Below are 21,475 nucleotides of genomic sequence, written 5' to 3'. Positions count from 1 at the left end.
CTCCTGGTGCCCGCCGTGGTGTTCGCCGTCGCGAGCACGCTGGTCGCCCTGGCCGCGCTGTACGTGCAGGGCCTGCTGCCGGCCGCCGTCCCGTCCGCGTCGGAGCCCTTCCACTATCAAGGCTACGAGAAGGTGCTCCGGCACGTGCGCGCGGATGGGGATGTGGACTTCTCCTCCATCGGTCGCGAGCGCGCGGAGCTGGACCGGTTCGTCGAGTCGCTGGCGTCGTTCTCGCCGCACAACCGTCCGGACGTCTTCCCGACGTCGGAGGACGCGCTGGCCTTCTGGCTCAATGCCTACCACGCGCTGGTGCTCCAGCAGGTGGTGGATGGGTATCCCTATCTGGAGAGCGTGCACGGGCCGCTGCTCGGGCGCTTCTATTGGGGACGCTCGTGGCCGGTGGGCGGGCGGCGCATGACGCTGTGGTCGCTGCACCACCGCATCCTCGCCCGGGAGTACGCCGACCCGCGCATCCACCTGGCGCTGTTCCAGGCCACGCGCGGCGGGCCTCGCATGGCCAGCACCCACTTCCAGCCCGAGTTCCTCGACGCGCAGCTCAACGAGGCCAGCCGCCGGTTCGTGGGCGACAAGCGCCACGTGCGCCTGGACCGGGACACGGTGCACCTGGCGAAGCTGTTCGAGACCTGGCGCGAGGACTTCCTCGCCGCGCTGCCCGAGGGACGCCGGGGCAACGTGCTCCAGTTCGTCTGGGCGTTCCTGCCGGACACCTGCGAGGAGCGTCCCGGCTGCGACACGCGAGCGGACCTGGACCACGCCTGCGGGCCGAAGCTGGACCGCTGCCACATCGTGTACGAGCCGGAGGACCCCGCGCTCCCGGATGCGGCGGCGCGCGAGGTCCGCTCGGAGCGCTGACGCCTACGCGGGCAGCCGCTCGCGTCTGCCGGGTGGCGGCGTGTGGTCCTCGTCCTCCCGCTCCCGGGCGCGGGGCCGCTGCACGGGGCCGCCGTCCTTGCGCCCCCGCAGCCACTTCTCCAGGCCGACGGCGGGCAGCACCACCGCGCCCACCAGCACGGACAGGCCGATGGCCTCCAGCGACAGGGGCGCCGTTCCGAAGATGCTCCGCATGAAGGGCACGTACATGAAGGCGAGCTGCAGCAGCACCAGCGCGCCGATGCCCATGAACACCGTGGGGTTGCTGAACAGGCCCACCTTGCGCACCGAGCCGGTGAGCGTGCGGCACATCACCATGTAGAAAATCTGGAAGCTGATGACGGTGTTCACCGCCATCGTCTGCGCCTCGGCCAGCGCCCGCGCGTGCCCCACCGCCGGCAGCTCGCGCGAGTACTCCCAGAGGAACAGGCCGATGCCCCCCGCCGCCATGAGCAGCGCGACCAGCCCCGTGCGCATCACCACGAAGTGGCTGAGCACCGGCGCATCCGGACGGCGCGGCCTGCGGCGCATCACGTCCGACTCGCGCGCCTCGAACGCCAGCGGCAGCGCGAGCGACACCGTGGCCACCAGGTTGATCCACAGCAACTGCGTGGGCAGCATCGCCATCAGCGGCACCGCCTTCCCGCCGATGTCCTGGATGGGGAAGAACGCCACGCCGCACAGCAGGATGAGCGCCAGCCCCAGGTTGGTGGGCAGCACGAAGGCCAGCGACTTGATGAGGTTGTCGTAGACGCGCCGCCCCTCCTCCACCGCCGCCGCGATGGAGGCGAAGTTGTCATCGGTGAGGACGATGTCCGCCGCCTCCTTGGACACCGCCGTGCCGGTGATGCCCATCGCCACGCCGATGTTGGCCTGCTTGAGCGCGGGCGCGTCGTTCACCCCGTCGCCCGTCATCGCCACCACGTGCCTTCGACCCTGGAGCGCGCGCACCAGGCGCAGCTTGTGCTCCGGCGCCACGCGCGCGAACACGTTCGTGCTCTCGGCCACGTGCGCCAGCTGCGCGTCGTCCAGCGCCCCCAGCTTCGCGCCCGCGACGCCCGGCATCCCCGCCTCTTGAAGACCCAGCTTCGCGCCGATGGCCTCCGCCGTCGCCAGGTGGTCGCCCGTGATCATCTTCACGACGATGCCCGCCTCATGACAGGCACGCACCGCCTCGATGGCCTCCTCGCGCGGAGGGTCCATCATCCCCTGCAGGCCCAGGAGCTCCAGCCCGCCCTCGACGTCCTCGAGCGCTAGGGCGTCCTTCGCCTCGGGCACCTGCCGCGACGCCACCGCGAGCACGCGCATGCCCCGCCGCGCCAGCCGCTCCACTTCCTCCAGCACCGCCTCACGTGACGCCGCGCCGTCCAGCTCGCAGCGCGCCAGGACCACCTCGGGCGCGCCCTTGAGGAGCACCACGCGGCCCGCGCGGCCGTCGTCGTGCAGCGTGGCCATGAACTGGTTCTCCGACTCGAACGGGATGGCGTCCACGCGGGTGAAGCGCGAGCGGGACTCCTCCACGCGCAGGCCCGCCTTCTCCGCCGCCACCACCAGCGCGCCCTCCGTCGGGTCGCCCGTCATCCGCCAGTCGCCGTCACCGCCCTCCAGCGCCGCGTCGTTGCACAGCGCGCCCGCGAGCAGCAGCTCCTTCGCGTCGTCGGGCAGGAGCGACTCGCTGAGCGCCGGCCCGTCGCGGCGCAGCTCGCCCCGGGGGGCGTACCCCACGCCGGTGATGGTGTAGCGCCCCGTCGGGGTCCACAGGGCCTGCACCGTCATCTCGTTGCGCGTGAGCGTGCCCGTCTTGTCCGAGCAGATGACGGTGGTGCTGCCCAGCGTCTCCACCGCGGGCAGCTTGCGGATGACCGCGCGCCGGGCCGCCATGCGCTGCACGCCGATGGCCAGGGCGATGGTGACGATGGCGGGCAGTCCCTCCGGAATCGCCGCCACCGCCAGGGTGATGGCCACCACCACCGCCTCGCTCATGTCATACCCGCGCCACAGCCCCACCCCGAGCAGCAGCACCGACACGACGAGGATGGCCACGGTGATGACCTTGGCGATGCTCGCCAGCGCCTTCGTCAGCGGCGTCTGCAAGTCCGTGGCTTCGCTCAACATCTCCGAGATGCGCCCCAGCTGGGTGGCGCCCCCCGTCGCGATGACCACCGCCTGCCCCACGCCCGAGGTCACCAGCGTGCCGCCGAAGACGACGCTCGTCCTGTCCCCCAGCTCCGCGTCCTCCGCTACCACCGAGGGCTGCTTCGACGCCGGCACGGACTCGCCCGTGAGCGCGGCCTCCTCCACCTGGAGGTTCCTGGAGCCCACCAGCCGCATGTCCGCGGGCACCTTGTCCCCGGCGGCAATCTCCACCACGTCCCCGGGCACCAGCTCCGCGGCGGGCACCGCGCGCTTGTGGCCCGCGCGCACCACCGTCGCGTTCTGCGGCACCATCCGGCTGAGCGCCTCGATGGCCTTGCCCGCGCGGAACTCCTGCACGAAGCCGATGAGCGTGTTGAGCACCACCACGGCGGCCACCACCAGCCCGTCCGTCACCTTGCCCATCACCACCGCCAGCACCGCCGACACGATGAGCACCCAGATGAACGGACTGTTCACCTGTCGCCACAACAGCTTCAGCGGCCCCTCGCCCTTCTGTCGCTCCAGGACGTTGGGCCCGTGACGGGAGAGCCGCTCGCGCGCCTGCTCGTCCGTCAGCCCTGACGGTCCACTCTCCAGTCGCTCGAAGGCCCGCTCGACCGGCAGGGCATGCCAGGGCACCGCTCCCGAAGCGGGCTCACGTGCGTCCTCGACGCCGGACGCGGCGGGTGGCGGCTCGCGCATTCGACTCCCCCAGTCAGCAACCAGCTCTCTTCCCTCAAGCTATGTCCGCCCCAGGCCCGCGCCCCACGCCCGCCCTCGCAGGAGGCAGGCGACGCGTCGCGGCCGTGACAAAGCCGTTGCCTGGCTCGCGATTTCCAAGTAATCAATAATTAAAGGAATCACGAGCTTCTCGACTTCGTCCTGATGAACTCCAAAAAGTCCGGTGTGGTCCTGTTGGGGGTGGTGCTGGTGGCCTCGGTCGTCGCGCTGCTGACCCGAGGCCTGTCTCCCTCCTCGAATGAATCCGCCCCCGCCGCGAGCGTCGCGAGGCCGCCCACCTCCAGCGGCGTCATGGTGGGCACGCCCTCGGGGGTGCCGCCGGCCTCGGAGCCGACGCCCGCGGTGGAGCAGCTGCCGATGCCCGGGTGCTGGGATGGCCTGAGGGCGCTGGACAAGGAGACGTCGCTGGACGCGCTGCGCGCGGCGCTGGGGGTGGCGGTGGGGCACCGCGACAACCTGCTGGCGACCTACCTCCAGGAGCGCCTGACGGAGCTGGTGGGGCAGGACGCGGGGCGCGCGCTGCAGGTCATCGAGTGGGCGAAGCAGGCCAGCCCCCCGGAGCTGGGGCTCTACCTGGAGGCCGTGAAGGCGGCGCCGGCCGTGCACGACGCGAAGGTGTCGGCGGCGCTCCTGGGGATGGGCGAGGACAAGAGCCTGCCGACCCAGAACCGCTCGGCGGCGCTGGACGCCCTGGAGACGCAGCGGCGGCTGTCGCCCGGGGACCTGGCGCGGCTCAAGGCGGTGGCCCTGGACGAGACGGCGGACTCCACCGCGTGGGTGGCCACGCGCACGATGGGCCGGGTGATGAAGGAGGACTTCGAGCGCACGGGCACCCATGCCCCGTACTGGAAGGAGCTGCTCTCCATCGCCGGCACGTCGGACGACATGGCGGTGCGGCTGCTCGCGCTGGAGATGCCGTCGTACTCCGACCCGCTCATCGGCCCGGAGTCCTTCGACGAGTTGGAGCACATCCTCACCACGGACCGCGAGCGCGACGTGCGGGAGATGGCCGCCTTCCGGCTGGGCGTCACGCGCGAGCCCGAGCAGGCGCTGAAAATCTACGAGGCTGCGTTCGACAAGGAGCACGACGTCTGCGTGCGCTGGGCCATCTTCCGCTTCGCCGTGCGCGCCGCGGGAGAGGGGGCGCTGCCGCTGCTAGCGAGGCTCGCCGCGAAGGACCCGCGCTTCCAGCGCGACTACACCGAGTTCCAGCAGCTGTACGCCTCCGGCACCGTGGACTTCGCCCGCATCTGGCTGGGCAAGGGCGAGCACCACGCGTGCCTCGTCGAGGAAGGAGCGCCGCACTGATGCATGCCCTCATGAACAGGCGATGGGGGCGCGGGCTCCTGGTGTCGTTCCTCCTGGGTGCGTGGCCCGCGAGCGCGGCCGCGCCGCTCTTGACGCCCGAGACGTGCTCGGTGGAGACGATGCTGCGCGACGTGCGCGCGGCGATGAAGGACGGCTCGCCCGCGCTGAAGCACTACGTGAAGGCGCGGCTGCGCGAGGCGGCGCTGGCCATGCCCGCCGGGGAGCTGCAGGCCGCGCTGGAGCGAGAGCACCAGCCCGAGGTGCTGGAGGCCCTGGGCGCGGCGCTGGCCACGAAGGCGAGCCACGCGGAGTCGCCCGGCCTGGTGCAGCCGCTGCTGGCCCGGGCCGCCGGAGACGCGGACCCGGCGGCGCGCGCGGCGGCGGTGCGGGCCCTCAGGGCCACTCCCTCCGTGGAGTTCATGGCGAAGAACGGCGGCGTGGTGACGTACGAGCAGCTGGTGCGCGACAGCTCCCCGGAGGTGCGCCAGGCGGTGGCCGACAACCTGCTGGCGGAGAGCGCGCAGGTGTACTCGGGCCATGACCGCACGGTGTCGGAGACGACGGTGGCGGTGGCGTCGGCGGCCGAGGACCCCGCGGTGGCGGCGAGGCTCCTGGGCGAGGTGTCCATGGAGGCCGTGGGCCACGAGACGGTGGAGCGCGTCACCCGGCACCTGAAGGCCGAGTCCCCGGAGCTGCGCGCGGCGGCGGCGACGGCGCTGGGAGGCTCTCCGGGAGCGGAGGCGGCGGGGGCGCGGCGCGCGCTGGTGGAGGCCTTCCGCGGGGACCCGAATCCGGCGGTGCGCAAGGCGGCGCTCGAGGGCATCGCCCGGCTGGGGCAGACCTCCGCGCGGCCCCTGCTGGAGTCGCTGCGCGGCGTGGACCCGCGCCTGGACCCTGAAATCGACGCGTGGCTGTCCGCGCTGAAGCTCAACCTCCAGGAGTGGCACCTGCTGCTGCGCGAGAAGCAGCGGCTGAGGAGGTGACCCCTGCATCACCGGGCAGTGCCGCAGCGAAACAACCAGAGGAGGCAGTTCCATGAAGGCAATGAAGTGGATGTTGGCCACGGTGGCCTTGGCCGTGACGGGGTGGTCCACGAGCGCGTCGTCGGCGACGGCCGTCGGTCCCATCTGTGACACGGCCGCGCGCGTGGGCTCCACGACGTACTACTCGTGCTCGGGCAGCAGCCACAACGCGCTCGACATGAGCAACGGCACGTGCAGCGTGTGGAACCACCGCGGGATGATCAACGTCAGCCGCTACTACGCCTACTACGGCGGCTGTGCGAACAACTGCAGCGGCGGCACCAGCTGCAACGGCGGCGCGGGCAACTACTACGTCGTCACCGGCGGCAGCGGCTGGGACTTCCGCCAGCTCCACCTGAACTCCAACGTGTCCTCCGGCTCCAAGACGTGCGACCGCTGCGCGTTGGGCCTGGTGGGCTCCACGGGCAACTCCACCGGCGCGCACGTGCACGCGGACAACCGCCAGTACGGCACCCGCAAGACGGCCTGGTACACCAGCGTCGGCACCACGTGCGGCTCCAGTGCGTATTGCAGCAATCGCGTGGGTACGCCCACGCTGTAGTCGCAGTCCCCAAACCCGCGCCCCGCTCCGGTTACCCTATGGCCGAGGCGGGGCGTCCTTGTTTCACGCGTCGGAGCGCCGCGGGGCCTCGGCGGCGGCCCGGCGCAGGATTTCCCCCGTCGCCGCGTCCGCGGGGAAGAAGGACTCAATCGCCAGCTCCGCCAGGGTGATGTCCACCGGCGTGCCGAACACCGTCGTCGTGCCGATGAAGGACAGCACGCCCCGGGGCGTCATGATGCGCAGCGGCACCACCACGCCCGCGTAGTCCGGCTCGGCAGCGTGGCTCGGCACCGGCCCCATCCCCCGCAGCTCGTCGAGCAGCGCCGCCAGCGTCGCGTCCGCGGTGGTCGACACCTGCCGCTGCAGCCTGGCCAGCACGTGCGCGCGCCACTGCTCCAGGTTGAGGATGCGCCGGCCCAGGCCGTCCGGGTGCAGGCTCAGCCGCAGCACGTTGATGGGAGGCTGGAGCAGTTCGCCGGGGATGCCCTCCAGGAGCACGCCCACCGCGCGGTTGGCGGTGACGAGGTGCCAGTGCCGGTCCACCGCGAGCGCCGGGTACGGCTCGTGTCCGGAGAGCACCAGCTCCACCGCCTCGCGCGCCGCTGTCATGCGCGGCCCGTCCAGCTCGTTCTCCGAGTAGACGGGCGCGAAGCCCGCCGCCACGAGCAGCGTGTTGCGCTCGCGCAGCGGCACGTCCAGTTCCTCGGCCAGGTGCAGCAGCATGTCCCGGCTCGGCGTGGAGCGCCCCGTCTCCAGGAAGCTCACGTGACGGGCGGACACCTCCGCGCGGCACGCCAGGTCCAACTGACTCAGGCTGCGGCGCTGACGCCACTCGCGCAGCAACTCTCCCACCGGACGGCTCGGCATCATCATGCCCCTGACCCTAGGAACAACGGGGAAGCCTGCCCATTACCTCCCGCGTAATCGACCCGCGCACCGCCCACGCGCAATGTGTGTCCCCAGACGGCGGCGGGACTTCCCCGGCGCCGCATTCCAAGGACACAGCCATGAGCGCCATTCCCGCGTCGCGTACCTTCCTGGGCCACATCCTGCTCGCCGACGGCCTCATCAGCGGCGCCACCGGGGCCCTGATGTTCTTCGCCGCCCAGCCCCTGAGCGAGCTCTTGGGCCTGCCCTTCACGCTGCTGCGCTCGGCGGGCTTCAGCCTGCTGCCCTTCGCCGCGCTGCTCGTGTTCCTGGCCAACCGGCCCCTCGTCCCCCGGGGCCTCGTGTGGGCCATCATCGGCGCCAACGTGCTGTGGACGGTGGACAGCCTGGCGCTGCTCGCCACGGGCTGGGTGCAGCCCACCGTCTGGGGCGTGGCCTTCACCGTGGTGCAGGCCGTGGCCGTGGCCGCCTTCAGCGGCCTGGAGCTGATGGCCCTCAAGCAGGCCCGCATGGTGCCCGCCTGAGCGTGCGTCGAGCGCGGCGCGAGGCGCGCCTCAGAGCGCCTTGCGCACCGCCTCCAGCGCGGCGTCGTAGTCCGGCTCGTGCATCATCTCCGGGACGATTTCGCGGAACACCACCCGGCCCTCGCGGTCCACCACGAAGGTGCTGCGCGCCAGGAGGCCCAGCTCCTTCATGTACAGGCCGTACTTCCGCGCGAAGTCCCTATCTTTGTAGTCCGACAGCACCGCCACGTTCTGGATGCCCTCGGCCGCGCTGAAGCGGTTGAGGGCGAAGGGCAAATCCAGGCTCAGGTACCAGACCTTCACGTCCGGCCCCATTTGCGTCGCCTGCTGGTTGAACATGCGCAGCTGGATGGCGCAGACCTTGGTGTCCACGCTCGGCGCCACGCTCAACACCACCACCTGCCCCTTCAGCTCCGACAGGCGGTGGGACTCGTAGAAGCCCTTGTACACGGTGAAGTCGGGCGCGAGGTCGCCCACCTGCACCTGCCCGTCGCCCTCCAGCGTCACCGGCTTGCCGCGGTAGGTAACCTGGTCCTTGAACTCGGCCATCACTGCACTCCTCTCACGTCACGCGGCCAGCAGTGCCGCACCAATGAGGCCGCTGTCGTCGCCGAGCTCCGCGTCGGCGATGAGCAACCCCTCGCGGGACGTCTGGGACGCCCACGCCCTCACACCATCCAACACCCGGCGCCGCATCCCAGGGCAGTGGTTCAACACCCCACCCCCGAGGATGAGCCTGGCCGGGTTCAACACCGTCACCTGGTTGGCCACCGCCAGCGCCAGGAAACGCGCGGCCCGCTCATACACCTCCCGAGCGGCCTCGTCGCCTGCTTCCGCCGCCTCTTCCAGCGACACGGGCGTCAGCCGGGAGGCGTCGTTCTCCACGAGCTTCGCCAGCACCGGAGCGCGGCCCGCGACGAGCAGCTCCTTCGACTGGGCGATGAGGTTGTGGCCGCCGGTGTATGCCTCCAGGCAGCCCAGCTCGCCGCAGCCGCAGCGCCGCCCGTCGGGGACGACCTTGATGTGGCCCAGCTCGGCCGCCACGCCGCCCGCGCCCTCCAGGAGGCGCCCGCCGGCGATGATGGCGCTGCCCACGCCCGAGCCGACGAACACCACCAGCAGGTCCTGCGCGCCACGGCCCGCGCCCGCGTGCAGCTCACCCCACGCGGCGGCGGACAGGTCGTTCACCACCTTCACCGGCTGCTTCAGCCGGTCCGTGAGCATCTTGCCCAGGGGCACGTTGCGCCAGCCCAGGTTGGGGGCCACCGACAGCACCCCGGAGTCCTTGTGGATCTGCGCGGCCGCGCCCACGCCGCAGGCGTCCACCGGCACCCCCGCGGACCGCACCGCCTCGGAGGCGGCCTGGGCGATGGTCTCCACCACCCCGGACGGGCTGCGCTCGGCGAGCGCCACCTTGGTCGACGCGAGCAGCTTCCCCGCCTCGTCCACCACGGCGGCTCGAGCGAACGTCCCCCCCAGGTCGATTCCCAGCGTCGGCATGGCGGTGTTCCCCTCTAGCCTTTCACGCGCTGGACCAGCTCGGTCACCAGCGCCTCGACTTCCTGCTGCCGCGCGTCGTCCTTGAACCGGCCCTCCGGCGTGAAGGCCTCCGCGGCCCGCGCCAGGTGCACCTGCGTGGGCAGCACCAGCGCGCCCACCGACGACATCACCTGCCGCAGGTGCGGCTGCATGCGCGCGGTGCCGAAGTTGCCGGGGCTGGCGCCCATGATGGCCGTCCACTTGCCCTGGAACAGCCGGCCGGGCGCACGCGACGCCCAGTCGATGGCGTTCTTCAGGCCGCCCGGGATGGACGAGTTGTACTCGGGGCTCGAGATGAGGAGGCCCTGGGCCTTCGCCACCCGCTCGCGCAGGGCGACGACGCTCGGGGGCAGGCCCTGGGCCTCCACGTCGCCGTCGTAGAGCGGCACGCCCACCGTCTTGAGGTCCACCACGTCCACGTCGGCGCCGAGGGCGCGGGCCTTCTCGACGGCCAGCGCCAGGAGCTTCTGGTTGAAGCCGCCGGTGCGCAGGCTGCCCGCGATGGCCAGGATTCGAGGCGCGCTCACCCTCCCACCTCACGCTGCACCTGGGCCACGGTGCCCTCGATGAGGGCCTGGATCTCCTTGAGGCGCTCGGGCGTGTTGGCCTCGAAGCGCAGCACCAGGATGGGCTGGGTGTTGGAGGCGCGGATGAGGCCCCAGCCGTCGGGGAACGTCACGCGCACGCCGTCCACGTCGATGATGTCGTGGCCCGCCGCGCGCAGCGTCTCCGTGGCGCGCTTGACCATCTCGAACTTCTTCTCCTCCTTCGTGTCGAAGCGCAGCTCGGGACTGGCGTACGTCTTCGGCACGTCCGCGAGCAGCTCCGACATCTTCTGCTTCTCGTGGGTGAGGATTTCGAGCAGGCGCGCGGACGAGTACACCGCGTCGTCGAAGCCGAAGTAGCGGTTCTTGAAGAAGATGTGGCCGCTCATCTCGCCGGCCAGCTCCGCGTGCTCCTCCTTCATCTTCGCCTTGATGAGCGAGTGGCCCGCCTTCCACATCACGGGCTTGCCGCCGCGCCTGGCGATGTCGTCGTACAGCGTGTAGCTGCACTTGACCTCGCCGACGATGGCCGCGCCCGGGCTGTCCTTGAGGACGTAGCGGCTGAAGAGGACCATGAGCTGGTCGCCCCAGAGGATGTTGCCCTGGTCGTCGATGACGCCGATGCGGTCGCTGTCGCCGTCGTAGGCGATGCCCACCTCGGCCTTCTCGCGCTTCACCGCGGCGATGAGGTCCTGGAGGTTCTCCACCACCGTGGGGTCCGGGTGGTGGTTGGGGAACGTCGCGTCCATCTCGCAGAACAGGGGCACCACGTCGAAGCCCATGGACTCGAACAGGGGGACGGCGATGGCGCCGCCGGTGCCGTTGCCCGCGTCGATGACGATCTTCATCCCCTTGCGGCCCACCTTCACCGTCTGCCGGACGAAGTGGTTGTAGGGGGTGATGATGTCGTACGGCGTCACGGTGCCGGGCGTCTTCGAGACCTCGAAGTCCCGCGCCTCGATGAGGCGGCGCAGCGCCTGGATCTCGTGGCTGTGGAAGGTCGTCTTGCCCGCGCCAATCTTGAAGCCGTTGTACTCGGGCGGGTTGTGGCTGCCGGTAATCATGGCCAGGCCATCCACCGGCAGGGTGTTGGCGGCGAAGTAGGTCAGCGGCGTGGGCACCACGCCCACGTCGAAGACGTTGAGGCCCGTGGACGTCAGGCCGGCACAGAGCGAGTCGCGGAAGCGGGTGGAGGACTCGCGGCAGTCGCGGCCCACGGCGATGAAGCGGCCGCCGTTGCGGCGGATGGTGGTGCCCAGGCCCTTGCCCAGCAGCTCCACCACTTCGGCCGTGAGGTCCTTGTCCACCAGACCCCGGATGTCGTACTCGCGGAAGATATGCGCGTTCATGAAGGTGTCCCCGCCCTCCTCCTGGAACCGGAGGGCATGACAGAGGGCGGCGGACTCTACACGAGCGCAACGGTTCCCGGCACCCGACAGGGGGCCTGCGCGGGCTGCTGAACGATGCTCCCTCGGCGCCCCTGTGAATCCCTGGGGTGCCAATCAACCCCCACACCCGCCCGGCTGTGGGGCGACCGGGGCTCCGGGCTCCCTCTGTCGAGGGTGGGGCGTGTGCTCCGGTCGGACCGGCCTCCTGGGGCGAATGCCCTCCAGGCGAGCCCTCATGGGTCGGAGAAGTTCGGGTGGACCCCGCCTCGACGGCGCGGCCGCCGAGCGCGTGCCAGCGGCCTCTCCCAGGCATCGAGCGCTGCCTCGGTGAGGCCCGAGTGCGTGCTCACCCTATCGCCAGGGTCACGAGGACGGCCTCGGTAGAGGCCGGACCTGAGTCCACGGCGCTCACGCTCCGCTGGGGGCGCCCCTCCGGAACACGCGCGCCTTCAGTACGCGGTGACCTCCGCACCCTCGCTCCGCTGGGAGCGCCCCTCCGGAACACGCGCGCCTTCAGTGCGCGGTGACTTCCACACCCGCGCTCCGCTGGGAGCGCCCCTCCGGAACACGCACGCCTTCAGTGCGCGGTGACCTCCGCACCCACGCTCCGCTGGGAGCGCTCCTCCGGAACACGCGCGCCTTCAGTGCGCGGTGACCTCCACGCCGGCGCTCTCGATGGAGAGCGGCACCTCAGGGCGCGGCTGCCCGCGCAGGACCTGGTAGTGGCGCAGCCAGGAGGCGTTGAGCGGATCCAACGCCAGCGCCTCCGCGTAGCGCTCCAGGGCCGCGTCGTGCTGCCCCCGGACCTCCAGCGAGTGGCCCTGCGTGAAGAGCGCCCGGGCCCGCGACTCCGCCAGCGGACGCGCCGCGAGGAAGGCACCGCGCATCACCTCCGCCTGCTCATCCGCGAGCCCCGCGTCGAGGCAGCGGGCGACCCCCGCGAGGTTCCCCCGCGTGGCGTCGTAACCGGCGCGTGACACCGCGTCGCCCAGCATGCGGCCCGCCGCCTCCACCCGGCGCAGCAGCGCCTCCAGCGCCTGACGCTGTCCCAACGGCAGGGTGCGCTGACGGAAGAGGTTCAGCCTGCGCAGCGCCGAGGTCGCGCGACGGCGCACCGCCTCGAAGTCTTCGTGCGGCAGCGCGCCGAGCAGCGCGTACGGGTCCTTCTCCACCACCGCCGCGCGCGACAGCACCCGGGCCAGCTCCGCGTCCGGCACCGGCTCCGCCTCCAGCGCGCGCGGCCCCGAGCCCAGCCCCAGCGCGTGCGCCAGGAGCTCCCGCGCCGCCTCGCCCGCGAACTGCACGTGCAGCCCCGACTCACCGTTCCACGCCCGCGCCTCCTCGCGCGTGACATGGCGGACCACGTCGCAGTCGCACGCCACCTTGCGGCCCTTGAACGTCAGCTCCACCGGGAGCTGCGAGGCGAGCGGAGGCAGCACCCCCGCCCACGTGGCGAAGAAGCCGTCCACCGTCACATCCCCCAGGCGCACCGGCACCAGCTCCGCGTCCGTGGCCAGCCCCAGCCGCACGAGCAGGCCCCGGGGCGACTCCATCTTCGGCGGCGTCAGCTCGGCCGTCGGCACCTGCTCGTACGCGACCTCGCGCAGCGCGCGGTGCAGCGGCGTGGCGTCGTCCTCCGGGAGGATGTGGCCGAAGATGGAGATGCTCCCGCGCGACGTGCGCGTGCGCTGCGGGGGCGCGGGCCGCACCCGACCGATGCCCTGGCTGTCGAGCAGCGCCTCGCGGAAGGAGACGGCGTCCGGGAACCGCTCCCCGGGGCCCTGGGACAGCGCGCGCAGCAGCACGTCCGAGAGCGCGCGCGGCACGCGAGGGTTGAGCTCATTCGGCGCCGCGGGCGACAGCGCCCCCACGCGCCCGAAGCCGAAGGGCAGCCGGCCCGTGGCCAGCAGGTAGCCCACCACGCCCAGCACGTAGATGTCCGTGCGCCCGTCCACCGAGTCCTGCGCCCACTGCTCCGGCGCGAGGAACGCGGGCGAGCCCACCACCATGCCGCACGCGCGCTCCTCGCGGGACAGGCTGGCGGTGAGCACCTCGCGCGAGCCGAAGCCCAGCACCTTCACCCGCCGCTCCCCGCGCGAATCCCACGTCAGCACCAGGCTGTCCGCGCTCAGTCCCCCGTGCACGCGGCCCTGCGCGTGGGCGACCTCCAGCGCGCACAGCGCCTGGGCCAACACCAGCACCACCTCCGCCGGAGCCAGCGGCATGGGCAGCTTCGAGAAGGGCTCACCCTCCGCGTGCTCCATCAACAGGCACGGCAGCCCCGCGGGGCCGATGCGCGCGTCCAGCACCCGCGCGACATGGCGGTGCTTGAGCGAGCGCAGCGCGCGGCCCTCCATGAGGAAGCGCGAGCGCACCACCGGCTGGGCCGCCAGGTGCGGGTGCAGCACCTTCACCGCGAAGCGGTGCCCCGTGGGCGTGTGCTCCGCCAGGTACACCGTGCCCAACGCCCCCGAGCCCAACGCCGCGCCCAGCACCAGCGGGCCATGCCGCTGCCCCTCCAGGGACGGCGCCCGAGGACACCCCGACCCCACCGGATGCTCCACCGCGCAGTGATTGCAAGCCATGTTCGAGCTCCGCCCCGTCCGCCCCGGGATGGGGCGGGCGGCGACGGCCCTGCAACCGGCGTGCACCCCCCCACTTCGTCAGCGACTGGACACGACAACCTCCCGCCGGGACGAGAAAGCGGAGAACCCCGTTACCCACGGAGCGGAAGTTCTTTCAGCCCCGGGGTCGGAAGTTTCTCCAGCGCACACTGGGCGCCTGCACCTACAGGTACTTCTGCAGCTTGCGGGCCTTGAGGGCCTCGACCACCTTGCGCACGTCCTGGCTCTTCTCGCGGGGCACCACCAGCACCGCGTCGCCGGAGTCCACCACCACCACGTCGGTGAGGCCCACGACGGACAGCGGGCGCTTGTCGGCGAGCACGATGCAGCCCTTGCAGTCCACCACGACGGCCAGGTCGCCGGAGATGACGTTGCCGTGCGCGTCCGCGGGGCGCACCTCGGGGATGGCCGCGAAGGAGCCCACGTCCGACCAGCCGAAGTCACCCGGCAGCACCGCGATGTTGCTGGCCTTCTCCATCACGCCGTAGTCGATGGAGATGGACGGCAGCTTGGGGAACACCTTCTTGAGCACCGCGCCGAAGGTGCGCTTGCCGGCGGCCTCACGCAGCGCCTTCAGGCCCTTCTTCATCTCCGGCATGTGCTGCTCGAAGGCGGCCAGGATGACGTCCGCGCGGAAGACGAAGATGCCGCCGTTCCACAGGTACTCACCGGAGGACACGTACGCCTGCGCCGTCTGGGTGTCGGGCTTCTCCTTGAACGCCTTCACCGCGCGGCCGCCGCCCTCCAGCGCGTCGCCCACCTGGATGTAGCCGTAGCCCGTCTCCGGACGGTTCGGCTGGATGCCCAGGGTGACGATGTGGCCCCCTTCGGCGATGCGCGCGGCCTGCTCCAGCACGCGCTTGAAGCCGGGCACGTCGGCCACGTGGTGGTCGGAGGGCAGCACCACCATGACGCCCTTCGGGTCGCGGGCGGCCACCTGCACCGCGGCGAGCGCGATGGCGGGCGCGGTGTTGCGGGCCACGGGCTCCACCAGGAGGTTGGGCTTGGGCAGGCCCTTCACCAGCTTCGCGGCGGCCTTCGCGTGCAAGGGGCCACACACGATGAAGGTGTTCTTCACCGTGGCCAGGCCCTTGAGGCGCTGGGCGGTGTCGGTGATGAGCGGCAGCTTCGAGGCGAGCGGCAGGAACTGCTTGGGGCGAGCCTGCCGGGACAGCGGCCAGAAACGCGTGCCGGAGCCACCGGCCATGATGACGGGGTAGAGGGCCATGCGGGGTACGACTCCTGCGAGTGCCGGCTCGGAGCCAGCGAGAAGCGCCAGGGTCTTCCCCCTGGCGTGACTGGCGGCGCACCATACCGTTTCGGCCTTTCCGGGAAAGAGGGCAGCCGTGACGAAGCCAGCCCCTCGCCAGCCGTTGCGACTCCCACCTGCCCGCCCACCCCGCCCGGCCGGACGCCCTCCGGACGGCGAAGCGGCCGGAAGTGGCGGGAGTTTTGACCCGCCCCCGAAAAGCCAGTCTCATGCCGCGCTGTTGGACTTCCTCAAGGCCAGATCCACCGGGCTGACGCTCCTCTTCACCATCGCGCTGACGTTGGGGCTTTCGCTCGCCCCGATTCCGGAGGCGTGGCGTCCCCTGCCCTCGCTCCAGCGCGGTCCGCTCCAGGAGAAGCTGGTGGCGCTGACCGTCCCGGCGAGGTTTTTGGGGGGCCAGCCCGTGCCCGCGCCGGAGACGGAGGTGGCCGCGGGCCAGCCGACGAAGCCCACCGCGCCCCCCGAGGACGAGGCGGGCGAGGACGCGGGCACCGACGTCGCCGCGCTCCCCCCCGACCAGCCCGTGGTGCCCACCGTGCCGGGCATCGGCCTGGAGGAGCTGAGCGCGCCTTCCCTGGCCCGCGCCGTGGAGCTGGAGGCGCTGCGCGAGAAGATGAGCGCCCAGCACGTGGACATCGAGCTCAACTGCCGCAAGGCGCGCTCGGATGGCACGTGCGAGGAGGACGGGCTCGCCCCGTTCCACAAGGCGCTGGGCGAATTGCGCGCGGACACCCGACGCACGCCCGTGCGCGTGGTGCACCTGGGCGACTCGCTGGTGGCGTCCGACTACATCACCGACGTGGTGCGCGACAGGCTCCAGGAGCGCTTCGGCTCGGGCGGCAAGGGCTTCCTCTTCATCACCCGCCCCGCGAGCGCGGGCCGGTGGACGCGCTCCGGACGGGGCTCGGACGGGTGGACCATCGAGCGGCTGGTGGACACCAAGTGGCCCCGAGACAGGGTGGGCTGGACGGGTGTGGCCTTCACCGCGGCGGGCGGCTCGCAGAACACGAAGTACGACGCGGAAGGAGCCAGGGTCGCGGAGCTGTTCTTCCTGGCCCAGCCCTCCAGCGGCTCCGTGCAGCTGTCGGTGGACGGCCGCCCGCTGCAGCGCATCCAGACGCGCGGCTTCTCCAAGACGAAGTCGGAGGCGGCCTTCGCGCGGGTGAACCTGCCCGAGGGCGCCAGGACGCTGACGCTCACCACGTCCGGCCGGGTGGAGCTGCACGGCGTGACGCTGGAGACGGGCACGCCGGGCGTCATCTACGACACGGTGGGCCTGCTGGGCGGCATGGCGGAGGTGTACCTGCGCGCCCAGCCCGCGGCCTTCCGCGCGCAGCTGCGTCAGCGCAAGCCGTCCATGGTGGTGCTGATGGTGGGCGGCAACGAGGCGTTCTTCTACTCGCGCGAGCGCACCACCTTGGAGGAAGTGCGCGCGCAGATGAAGGAGCTGGTCTCCCGCGTGCGCACCAACGTGCCGGACGCGGCGTGCCTGGTGATGTCCCCCATCGACGCGGGCGTGCGGACCATGGGCGGCGAGCCGGTGCCGCGCCGTGGCTCCAAGGAGGTCTCCGACATCTTCCGCGAGGAGGCGCGCCTGGGCGGCTGCGCGTTCTGGGACGCGTACAACGCCATGGGTGGCGAGGGCGCGGCGCTGCGGTGGCTGGAGGCGGGGCTGATGCTGGAGGACCTGGTGCACCCGCGCGCCAAGGGCTCCGACCTCTTGGGCCACCTCTTCGACCTCGCGCTCCAGCGCAGCTTCGCCAAGGCGCACACCGCGCTGGTGCCGGTGGCGGACACGCCGGGGCTGCAGGACGCGGACGTCGCGCTGGCGCGGACCTTCGACAAGCTGCGCCGCCGCGAGTCCGGTGAAGCGCTGCGCGTGGGCATCGCCCAGCTGGGCGCATCGCATACCGCGTCGCACTACTTCACGGACGCGGTGCGCGACGTGCTCTCCAAGCGCTTCGGCGACGCGGGCCGGGGCTTCATCGCCGCGGGCAAGTCCTCGCCGCGCCTGGACAAGGCGCGCGTGGCGCGCGAGCTGACGGGGGAGTGGAAGGTGGAGGACGCGCTGGACTCGGCGCCGGGCGGTGTGTGGGGCCTGACGGGCATCCGCGCCGTGGGCGCGCCGGGCTCGAAGCTGCGCATCCAGTTCTGCAAGGGCTGCCCGGAGGAGAAGTCGCGCACGGGCCGGTTGGACCTGTACGCGCTCGACGTGCCGGACGTGGCGTCGCCGGACATCCGCGTGGACGGCGAGGACCTCCCCCCGGACGCGCCTCCGCCCGAACCGCTCACCGCGCCCACCGTGCGCATCCGCTCGTTCCCCGTCACCGGCACCTCGCACGAGGTGGAGGTCGCGGCGGCGCCGAACAGCCAGGTCACCGTGCTGGGCGCGGCGCTGGAGTACGACACGCCGGGCGTGGTGCTGGACGCGCTGGGGCTGCCGGGCTCCACGTCCTTCACCCTGCGGGACATGGACGCGGCGGCGGTGGACGCGCAGCTCGCCTCGCGGCGGCCCGACCTGCTCGTGTTCTGGTACGGCACCAACGAGGCGAACCTCGTCGGCCTGGACGCGCAGGGGTTGTCGGGCGACTACACGGCGCTCATCTCGCGGCTGCGCAAGGCCACGGGCAACGCGGAGTGCCTGGTGCTGGGCCCCACGGACCGGCTGGCGAAGGACGCGAGCGGGCATTGGACGGAGGCGCCCTCGCTGGCGACGGTGCTGGGCACGCTGCCTCGCGTCGCGCGGGACGCGGGGTGCGCGTACTGGTCTGCTCGCGCGGCCATGGGCGGTGAGCGGGCCATGCTGCGCTGGCAGCGCTCGCGGCCGGTGTACGGGCACGCGGACGGCGTGCACCTGACGCCCGAGGGCTACGAGCGGCTGGCGGCGAGCTTCGCCCGGGACTTCCTGTCGGCCTACGAGGCGCGCAAGAAGGGCGAGCCCACCGCGCGCATGGAGGGGAACTGACGTGCTGTCGCACAGCCTCCAGTACCTCGTGTTCGTCATCGCGGTGTTCGCGCTCTACTGGGCGGTGCACCGTCACTACTGGCCGCGCATGCTGGTGCTGCTGGGCGCCAGCGTCTTCTTCTACACGGCCTTCACGCCCTTCCCGCTGCTCATCTTCCTGGCGGGCGTCACGGTGGACCATGTGCTCGTCAAGGGCCTGGGCCGCTCGCGGTCGCCCGGCGTGCGCAAGCTGCTCGTCACGCTGTCGGTGGTGTCGAACCTGGGGCTGCTCGCGGGCTTCAAGTACCTGGAGCTCTTGCGCCAGACGGCGCTCTCGCTGATTCCCGCCTCGTGGGGCCTGCACGTCCGCGAGACGCCGTTCGATTTGATTCTGCCGCTGGGCCTGTCGTTCTACGTCTTCCAGGCCATCAGCTACACGGTGGACGTGTACCGGGGGAAGGCCAGCTCCGAGCACTCGTTCCTCGAGCACCTGCTCTACCTGCTGTTCTTCCCGCGCGTGGTGAGCGGTCCCATCATCCGCGCGTCGGAGCTGCTCGAGCGCTTCCGCGACGTACCCACGCTGACGCCCGAGGACGGCGGCCGGGCGATGTTCCGGATTGCGGTGGGCCTGGTGAAGAAGCTGGTCATCGCGGACGTGCTGGGCAGCGGAATCGTGGACCCGGTGTTCGCCGCGCCGGAGAAGTACGCATCGGCCGAGTGCATCGTCGCGGCGGTGGCCTACACCTTCGAGCTCTACTACGACTTCTCGGGCTACTCGGACATCGCGCTGGGCGTGGCGGCGCTGTTCGGCTTCAAGTTCCCGGAGAACTTCAACCGGCCGTACCTGGCGAAGAACGTGGGCGAGTTCTGGAACCGGTGGCACATGAGCCTGTCCACGTGGCTGCGGGACTACCTGTACCGGCCGCTGGGCGGCAACCGCGTGTCCAAGCCGCGCGTGCTCTTCAACCTGATGACGGTGATGGTGCTGGGCGGCCTGTGGCACGGGGCGGACTGGCGCTTCGCCGTGTGGGGCGCGGTGCACGGCGTGGCGCTGGGGCTGACGCGCTGCTGGGAGTGGTCGGTGGGCAAGCCGGAGAACCCGGGCATCCCCCGCGTCGCGGCGGGCATGCTGGCCACCTTCACGCTGGTGGTGCTCACGCGCGTGGTGTTCCGCGCGCACTCCATGACGGACGCGGGGGAGTTCTACGCGCGGATGATGGCGGGCGTGCCGGGCATCGCCAACGTCAGCCCGCTGGTGTGGGGCATGCTGGCCGCGGCGGTGTTCTTCCACGCGGTGCCGATGAAGCTCTACACGGTGGCCTCGGAGGCGTTCGTCCGGATGCCGGTGCCCGTGCGCGCGATGGCGCTCGTGGTGCTCGGCCTGGGCATCCGCCACCTGGCGTCCGTGGAGGCGCGGCCGTACGTCTACCTGCAGTTCTAGCCGCGCGCGCCGAGGAACGACTCGAAGTCCGGCACCTGCGACAGCTGCGTGAGGAAGTCGCGGAGGATGCGCGCGGTGGCGCCCCAGATGACGTGGGACTCATACGTGTAGAAGTACAGGTCCCTCTCCGCGCCGAAGACCTCCTTGCGCTCCACGCGCAGGATGGCCGGGTCCAGGAGCCGTGACAGCGGCACCTCGAGGATGAAGGCGACCTCCTCCGGGCTCGGCGTGTAGCGGCCGTCGCCCGGAATCACGCCCACGAAGGGCCGCACGCGGTACTGCGAGATGGTGGGCACCTCGTCCAGCATGCCCAGCACGCGCACGCCGCGCCGGTCGATGCCCAGCTCCTCTTCCGTCTCGCGCAGCGCGGTGTGCAGCGGCGTCAGGTCCTCCGCGTCGCGGCCTCCGCCGGGGTAGCTGTACTGGTTGGCGTGGGTGCGCAGCGTGGCCGGGCGGCGGGTGAACACCATGTGGGGCACGCCGTCGCGCTCGAACAGCGGCACCAGCACGGAGGCCTCGCGCAGCACCAGCCCCGGCAGGTCCACGCCGCGCGCGGGGCGCGTGGACAACCGCGCCTCCACCGCCTGGAACAACGACTCCACGCTCACGACGCCTCGCCTCCGCGACTCAGTCGGTGATCTGCTTCTCGAGCTGCTGCTTGCCCGGCTCGGGCGGCACGTCCACGTTCTCCACGCCCGACAGCGGCTTGAGCACGTTCATCTGGAGCAGCACCAGCAGCAGCACGCCCAGCGCCACGCGGTACACCACGAACACCAGCGTGGTGCGCGAGCGCAGGTAGTTCAACAACCACGCGATGGCCGCCATGCCCGAGGCGAACGCCACCAGCGTGCCCACCCAGAGCGACACGGCGCTGGGCCGCTCGGTGGCTTCCAGCAGGTGCTTGAGCTCGAAGATGCCCGCCAGCGTGGTGGCGGGGATGGACAAGAGGAACGAGTAGCGCGCGGCGTCCTCGCGCTTGAGGCCGAGCGACAGGCCGCCCGTCAGCGTGGTGCCCGAGCGCGACGAGCCCGGGATGAGCGCCAGCGCCTGCCACAGGCCGATGAGGATGCCGTCCTTCCACGTCATGTCCGCCAGCGTCCGCTGGTGGGAGGCGCGCTTCTCCACCACGAAGAGGATGATGGCCAGGATGATGAGGCTGCCGGAGATGACGTAGAGCGAGCGGAACTGCGTCTCGATGGCCTTCTTGAAGGCGAGGCCACACAGGCCGATGGGCAGCGTGCCCACCAGGACGAACCACGCCAGGCGCGACTCGACGGTGCCGAAGGGCTCGCGCTTCGCCAGGCCCTTGAAGAAGGCGGTGACGAGGGAGACGATGTCCTTGCGGAAGTAGATGAGCACGGCGGCCACCGTGCCCAGTTGGATGACGGCCGAGTACGCGGCCCCCGGGTCCTTCCAGCCGAACAGCTCCGGCGCGATGCGCAGGTGGGCGGTGGAGCTGATGGGCAGGAACTCCGTGAGACCCTGGACCAGTCCCAGGACGATGGCTTCTATCAGGCTCATAGGCGCGGTCCCGGGATGTATGCCCGGACTCCGCCGCCAGCAAGGGCGTTCCTGTGCGTGTGTGACTCGCAGAGCATGCGGCGCTCCCGACCCCCTCCCGGTCCAGGTAGGCTCCCCTCCCGAGACATGCC

The 21,475-nt window shown here is 71.5% G+C and carries 17 protein-coding genes; 7 read left to right on the top strand and 10 right to left on the bottom strand.

What is annotated here, in order from left to right; translation table 11 throughout:
* Window positions 1-6: 6 nt before the first annotated feature.
* Window positions 7-873 (top strand): DUF547 domain-containing protein, encoded by an 867-nt coding sequence (locus FL311_RS25585; protein WP_228557071.1) that lies wholly within the window; start codon window positions 7-9, stop codon window positions 871-873.
* 3 nt (window positions 874-876) lie between these two features.
* Here the strand turns inward: FL311_RS25585 and FL311_RS25580 are convergent, their stop codons facing one another.
* Window positions 877-3,729, bottom strand: coding sequence for an HAD-IC family P-type ATPase (locus FL311_RS25580; protein ID WP_141328875.1), 2,853 nt, complete (start codon window positions 3,727-3,729; stop codon window positions 877-879).
* Between the two features lie 183 nt (window positions 3,730-3,912).
* On the opposite strand from FL311_RS25580, the gene FL311_RS25575 reads away from it, so the two are divergent.
* From FL311_RS25575 to FL311_RS25565, 3 genes are read left to right on the top strand one after another with little or no spacing between them, the layout of a single operon-like run.
* On the top strand, window positions 3,913-5,076 hold the full coding sequence (locus FL311_RS25575; RefSeq protein ID WP_141328873.1) for a HEAT repeat domain-containing protein: 1,164 nt from the start codon (window positions 3,913-3,915) through the stop codon (window positions 5,074-5,076).
* Complete coding sequence (locus tag FL311_RS25570) at window positions 5,076-6,059, top strand: HEAT repeat domain-containing protein (RefSeq protein WP_228557070.1); 984 nt, start codon at window positions 5,076-5,078, stop codon at window positions 6,057-6,059. Before FL311_RS25575 ends, FL311_RS25570 begins: the two co-directional genes overlap by 1 nt.
* A gap of 52 nt (window positions 6,060-6,111) precedes the next feature.
* Window positions 6,112-6,660, top strand: a complete 549-nt coding sequence (locus FL311_RS25565; protein ID WP_074953462.1) for a peptidase M23 — start codon at window positions 6,112-6,114, stop codon at window positions 6,658-6,660.
* Window positions 6,661-6,723: 63 nt separating this feature from the next.
* Here the strand turns inward: FL311_RS25565 and FL311_RS25560 are convergent, their stop codons facing one another.
* Entirely contained in the window at window positions 6,724-7,533 is an 810-nt protein-coding gene (locus FL311_RS25560; RefSeq protein ID WP_141328871.1) for a helix-turn-helix domain-containing protein, read from the bottom strand.
* A gap of 134 nt (window positions 7,534-7,667) precedes the next feature.
* On the opposite strand from FL311_RS25560, the gene FL311_RS25555 reads away from it, so the two are divergent.
* The gene (locus FL311_RS25555; RefSeq protein ID WP_141328869.1) at window positions 7,668-8,072 is read left to right on the top strand and encodes a hypothetical protein; all 405 of its coding nucleotides are present in this window, start codon (window positions 7,668-7,670) and stop codon (window positions 8,070-8,072) included.
* A gap of 30 nt (window positions 8,073-8,102) precedes the next feature.
* Here FL311_RS25555 and tpx read toward each other — a convergent pair whose 3' ends face one another.
* From tpx to FL311_RS25525, 6 genes are all read right to left on the bottom strand, one after another.
* The gene (gene tpx, locus FL311_RS25550; RefSeq protein WP_141328867.1) at window positions 8,103-8,621 is read right to left on the bottom strand and encodes a thiol peroxidase; all 519 of its coding nucleotides are present in this window, start codon (window positions 8,619-8,621) and stop codon (window positions 8,103-8,105) included.
* An 18-nt stretch (window positions 8,622-8,639) separates the two neighbouring features.
* Window positions 8,640-9,572 (bottom strand): ROK family protein, encoded by a 933-nt coding sequence (locus tag FL311_RS25545; RefSeq protein WP_141328865.1) that lies wholly within the window; start codon window positions 9,570-9,572, stop codon window positions 8,640-8,642.
* Window positions 9,573-9,586: 14 nt separating this feature from the next.
* Window positions 9,587-10,138 carry an NADPH-dependent FMN reductase gene (locus FL311_RS25540; protein WP_141328863.1) on the bottom strand — a complete coding sequence of 184 codons (552 nt, stop codon included), beginning with the start codon at window positions 10,136-10,138 and terminating at the stop codon, window positions 9,587-9,589.
* On the bottom strand, window positions 10,135-11,505 hold the full coding sequence (locus tag FL311_RS25535; RefSeq protein ID WP_141328861.1) for a phosphomannomutase/phosphoglucomutase: 1,371 nt from the start codon (window positions 11,503-11,505) through the stop codon (window positions 10,135-10,137). The genes FL311_RS25540 and FL311_RS25535 overlap by 4 nt, the downstream gene beginning before the upstream one ends.
* A 680-nt stretch (window positions 11,506-12,185) precedes the next feature.
* Window positions 12,186-14,129 (bottom strand): protein kinase, encoded by a 1,944-nt coding sequence (locus FL311_RS25530; protein ID WP_141328859.1) that lies wholly within the window; start codon window positions 14,127-14,129, stop codon window positions 12,186-12,188.
* A 202-nt stretch (window positions 14,130-14,331) separates the two neighbouring features.
* On the bottom strand, window positions 14,332-15,396 hold the full coding sequence (locus FL311_RS25525; protein WP_141328857.1) for a mannose-1-phosphate guanylyltransferase: 1,065 nt from the start codon (window positions 15,394-15,396) through the stop codon (window positions 14,332-14,334).
* Window positions 15,397-15,658: 262 nt separating this feature from the next.
* On the opposite strand from FL311_RS25525, the gene FL311_RS25520 reads away from it, so the two are divergent.
* Together FL311_RS25520 and FL311_RS25515 are read left to right on the top strand one after the other, a co-directional pair.
* Window positions 15,659-18,403 carry a GDSL-type esterase/lipase family protein gene (locus tag FL311_RS25520; protein ID WP_228557069.1) on the top strand — a complete coding sequence of 915 codons (2,745 nt, stop codon included), beginning with the start codon at window positions 15,659-15,661 and terminating at the stop codon, window positions 18,401-18,403.
* A 1-nt stretch (window position 18,404) separates the two neighbouring features.
* Complete coding sequence (locus FL311_RS25515) at window positions 18,405-19,823, top strand: MBOAT family protein (protein ID WP_141328853.1); 1,419 nt, start codon at window positions 18,405-18,407, stop codon at window positions 19,821-19,823.
* Here FL311_RS25515 and FL311_RS25510 read toward each other — a convergent pair.
* Window positions 19,820-20,431 carry a CoA pyrophosphatase gene (locus FL311_RS25510; RefSeq protein ID WP_141328851.1) on the bottom strand — a complete coding sequence of 204 codons (612 nt, stop codon included), beginning with the start codon at window positions 20,429-20,431 and terminating at the stop codon, window positions 19,820-19,822. The genes FL311_RS25515 and FL311_RS25510 overlap by 4 nt on opposite strands.
* Window positions 20,432-20,450: 19 nt before the next feature.
* Window positions 20,451-21,344, bottom strand: coding sequence for an undecaprenyl-diphosphate phosphatase (locus tag FL311_RS25505; RefSeq protein WP_141328849.1), 894 nt, complete (start codon window positions 21,342-21,344; stop codon window positions 20,451-20,453).
* Window positions 21,345-21,475: the final 131 nt, after the last annotated feature.

The sequence above is a fragment of the Myxococcus sp. AB025B genome, from assembly GCF_006518215.1.
Taxonomy (GTDB): domain Bacteria; phylum Myxococcota; class Myxococcia; order Myxococcales; family Myxococcaceae; genus Myxococcus; species Myxococcus fulvus.
The sequence above is the reverse complement of the archived record's forward strand: the minus strand, read 5'-3'. Positions and strand labels throughout refer to the sequence as shown.